6 protein-coding genes are annotated in these 3,871 nt (G+C 60.9%); 4 read left to right on the top strand and 2 right to left on the bottom strand.

Annotation, left to right across the window (positions count from 1 at the left end):
* Positions 1-248 (top strand): tannase/feruloyl esterase family alpha/beta hydrolase (locus Q4G24_RS16400; protein WP_303367610.1); only part of this gene is annotated, 248 nt, incomplete at its 5' end.
* Positions 249-299: 51 nt separating this feature from the next.
* Here the strand turns inward: Q4G24_RS16400 and Q4G24_RS16395 are convergent.
* On the bottom strand, positions 300-947 hold the full coding sequence (locus Q4G24_RS16395) for a GntR family transcriptional regulator (RefSeq protein WP_303367609.1): 648 nt from the start codon (positions 945-947) through the stop codon (positions 300-302).
* Positions 944-1,675 carry a GntR family transcriptional regulator gene (locus Q4G24_RS16390; RefSeq protein WP_303367608.1) on the bottom strand — a complete coding sequence of 244 codons (732 nt, stop codon included), beginning with the start codon at positions 1,673-1,675 and terminating at the stop codon, positions 944-946. The genes Q4G24_RS16395 and Q4G24_RS16390 overlap by 4 nt, the downstream gene beginning before the upstream one ends.
* Positions 1,676-1,817: 142 nt before the next feature.
* Here Q4G24_RS16390 and Q4G24_RS16385 point away from each other — a divergent pair, with 142 nt between their 5' ends.
* From Q4G24_RS16385 to Q4G24_RS16375, 3 genes are all read left to right on the top strand, one after another.
* Positions 1,818-2,771, top strand: a complete 954-nt coding sequence (locus Q4G24_RS16385; RefSeq protein WP_303367607.1) for a tripartite tricarboxylate transporter substrate binding protein — start codon at positions 1,818-1,820, stop codon at positions 2,769-2,771.
* 64 nt (positions 2,772-2,835) lie between these two features.
* Positions 2,836-3,417 carry a tripartite tricarboxylate transporter TctB family protein gene (locus Q4G24_RS16380; protein WP_303367606.1) on the top strand — a complete coding sequence of 194 codons (582 nt, stop codon included), beginning with the start codon at positions 2,836-2,838 and terminating at the stop codon, positions 3,415-3,417.
* 12 nt (positions 3,418-3,429) lie between these two features.
* Positions 3,430-3,871, top strand: a 442-nt coding sequence (locus Q4G24_RS16375) for a tripartite tricarboxylate transporter permease (protein WP_303367605.1), incomplete at its 3' end; no start/stop codon positions are given.

Here is a 3,871-nt window from a genome sequence, read left to right as displayed (position 1 = left end):
ATGGCGGCGAGGGCGCGGACGCGTTCTCGCGCGTGTTCCTGGTGCCGGGGATGCATCATTGCGCGGGCGGCGACGGCCCGGTCAGCTTTGATGCGCTGACACCTCTGGTCGAATGGGTCGAGCAGGGAACCGCGCCTGACGTGATGGAGGCGGCGGTCCCGGGCGGCGAGGCCGCGGACGCCCGCCCGCTATGCGCTTGGCCTGCCTATGCCCAGCCCGAGGGCGACGGCTTCGCCTGTGCCCGCTAAATCGCCCTGCTGATGGGGACTGACCTGCCCTATACAGTCGGACAGGTCAGATTACCCCTTGAAATACTCGGGCATTTTGCTGTGCAACTCTAGGGCGATTGCGATTGATTGTGACAGATGCTCCGCCATCGCCGCAACCGCGCCGAAACCGTCCCCTGCCGCTAGAGAACGAACAATCAGACGATGATCCGCCAAAATTTGTGCGGACTTGTTTCCCACCGGCAAGTGCAGCGCACGGATGCGATCAATGTGCATACTTTCGCGTCGGATAACGTTGTGAACCCTCATCATATTCGCCGCCCGGAACAATTCCTGATGAAACCGGCTGTCCAGCACCGCAAAGATTGCCAGATCGCTGGCAGCATGTTGTTCCTGCAAGGCGATGATGTCTGTCAGACAGCCGATCAGTTCGAGCGATGGTTCTTTGGCCAGTTGTGCCACGACAGCCTGTTCCGCCGCATTGCGCAGGAAATGCGCCTGCCGGGCCTGTTCGATGTCGATCAGGCTGACCGATGTGCGCGATTGCGGCAGCATCTCGATCAGGCCACCCTCTTGCAATTTCAGCAGCATGTCCCGGATCGGGGTCGAGCTGACGCCATACTGGTCCTGCAAGTCCTGACGCGACAAAATGCTGCCCGGCGGCAGTTCCAGCGTCATGATCCGGCGGCGCATGTCGTCGTGGATGTCGATGCCGGTCATGGCATGGCCTTTCTTGTGCGGTGTGATTTTTCTGCGGCGGTGCGGCCCCGGCCTTCAGGCAGGGCAAACAGTTCGGGGCGTTCTGCCGCAAGCTGACCCAGATAACCAACCGCACCCGAAATATGACGGCGCAGGACGGTCTCCGCAGTTGTGGAATCCTGCGCCGCGATGGCCGCCAGGATCGCGGTGTGTTCTTCGATCAGGGTTCTGATCTTGCCATCCTGTGGGGCCTGTATATGCCGCACGCGATCCAGTTGCGCTTTTTTGGCATGGATAATGTTCCAGATTTTATCCAGCCCGGCCAGTTGAAACAAAAGCTGATGAAAGCGGTCATCCAAGGGCAAGAAGTCGGCAAAGGTTCCACGGTTGAGCAAAAGCCGCTGTTCGATCAGAATCTGATGCGGACCTGACAGATCAATGGACGCGCCGCCGCATAGCTGACGCAGAACGGGTAGTTCCAGATTCTCGCGCAGAAAATGCGCCTCACGGACCGCAACCGGATTCAGAGGGGCCACAAAGGTTGCATATTGCGGCGCAACAATGACTAACCCGTCCTGCACCAGCCTCAGGATCGCTTCGCGCAGAGGGGTGCGGCTGACACCGAACTGTTCGCTCAGATCCTTGTCAACCAAGGCGGCGCCAGGAAGAAGGTCAAGCGTCACGATCTGGCGGCGTAGCGCGTCATAAACATCATCTGTCAGGGTGCGTCGCCGCGCTATTTGTTGCATTTCCTCATCACCTTTCCAGACCGCGCCGACATTATCCGGCAGTCGCCGCTCCTTTCCAAGTAGCAGGCAGACATACTTGACGATAGTAAACAAATATATTAGTGCTTAATTGAGTGTGCAGGACTCTAGGGGAGGTAGAAGAATGAACGCATTCAAACTGGCGGTTTCCGCAGCGGCTGTTGCAATGATCGGGGCGGCGGCACAGGCCGATACCAAATGGCCCGAGCGCACAATCAACGTCATCATCGGTGCCAGTCCCGGCGGCGATACCGATTTCAACGCCCGCACCATGGCCAAGTATTTTGAACAGGTGACTGGCCGGACGATGGTCATCACCAATATGCCCGGCGGCGGGGCGACGATTGCGACCTCTGCGGTGCGGGATGCCGCGCCCGATGGCTACACGATGCTGTTCGGCCATACCGGCCATCTGATCGTGGCTGAGGTTTCGGGTCTGGCGAATTACGGGATTGCGGATTTTGAAATCTGCTGTGTTCCGGCGGTCGATCAGGGCGCGGTGTTCGTGACCAGCAAACGATCGGGTCTGGAAACCATCGCCGATGTGCAGGCGGCGGAGCCCGACAGCCTGACCTTCGGCACTGAACTGGGCGGGTATTCGCATCTGCAAGGGCTGATCTTTCAGGCGGCCACGGGGACCACGCTGAACATCGTCGATACCGGCTCGGCATCCGAAAAAATTGCCAGCCTTCTGGGTGGGCGCATCGACATTGCGGGCATCGCTTATGGCGCGATTCAGGATTACGCCAATTCGGGCCAGATGTTCGTGCTGGGTCAACCCAATGCGGACCGCAATCCGCTTTTGGGTGACATCCCGACCTTCGTCGAACAGGGCGTCGATATGGTCATGGACAACCCCTATATCATCGCCTTCCCGCAGGGAACCGACCCCGAGATCGTCGCCAAGATGGGCGATGTGATGCGCCAGATCACCGAGATCCCGGAATATGCGCAGGATCTTGAGCAGGGCTTCCGCCAGCCGGTCGCCTTCATGCCCAAGGATGAGGCCGTCGAGCGGCTCAATGAGATCCGCGACGCCTATATGCCCTATCGCGCAGCACTTCAGGGCAGCCGCTGATCCATCATTGGGCGGTCCCTGCCGGGGCCGCCTGTCCTTGTTCCGGCGAAGATTGGGGGGAGCCATGCGCCAAAAGGATTTCATTGTCGGACTGGCCATGCTGGCCACCGGGATCGTCTATTTCATCATGTCGCGCGGCGTGCCGAACCGTGATGGCGTGGACGCGGCGACCGTGCCGACCATGCTTGCGGTGATGATGATCGGGCTTGGCGCGGCTGAGCTGTTCACCGTCTGGCGCCGTGGCCCCGCGCCCGCGATGCCCGAAGGCACCGCCGAAACCGGCGTCGAGGCCCCCGATGAGGCCGTGCTGGCCGCCGATGCTTCGGTCGAGCGGCGCGCCTTCGAGGCCGCGCAGGCCGAGGAGGAATCGCATCACGCCCGCGACAATATCGGGCTGGTGACAGTGGGCATCACGCTGGCGCTGATCGCGGTTTATGTCGCGATGCTGTCGCGGCTGGGCTTTCCGATTGCGACCACGATCTATCTTTTCGTGCAATTCATCGTGCTGACCCCAAGCAGTGTCCGCAGACCTTACGCGCTTTATGCGGTTATCGCGCTGATTGCCTCGGCGGTGATCTTTGCGACCTTCCGCTACGGTTTCGGGCTGCTGCTGCCGGCGGGTCCGCTGACCACATTGCTGCCTTGAGGGAGGGGCGCCATGTTTGATCTGTTGCTGACGGGCTTTGCCAATGTGTTTCAGCCCTATGTGATGTTGCTGATCGTGATCGGCGTGGGGGTGGGGATCGTGTTCGGCGCGGTGCCGGGCCTGACCGCCGTCATGGCCATCGCGCTGTGCTTGCCGATGACCTATGGGCTCGACCCCGGCACCGGGATGGCGCTGTTGATCGCGCTTTTCGTGGGGGCGACCTCGGGCGGGCTGATCTCAGCCATCTTGCTGAAAATCCCCGGCACGCCCGCCTCGATCGCGACCACCTTCGACGGCGGCCCGATGATGGAAAAGGGCGAGGGCGGCAAGGCCCTTGGCGCCGGGATCGTGTTTTCCTTCATCGGCACGATGATTTCCATCGCCGCGCTGATGTTCATCGCGCCCTGGCTGGCGCAGGTCGCGCTGTCCTTTGGCCCGCATGAATATTTCGCGA

The sequence above is a fragment of the Paracoccus sp. (in: a-proteobacteria) genome (assembly GCF_030538695.1).
GTDB lineage: Bacteria > Pseudomonadota > Alphaproteobacteria > Rhodobacterales > Rhodobacteraceae > Paracoccus.
The sequence above is the reverse complement of the archived record's forward strand: the minus strand, read 5'-3'. Positions and strand labels throughout refer to the sequence as shown.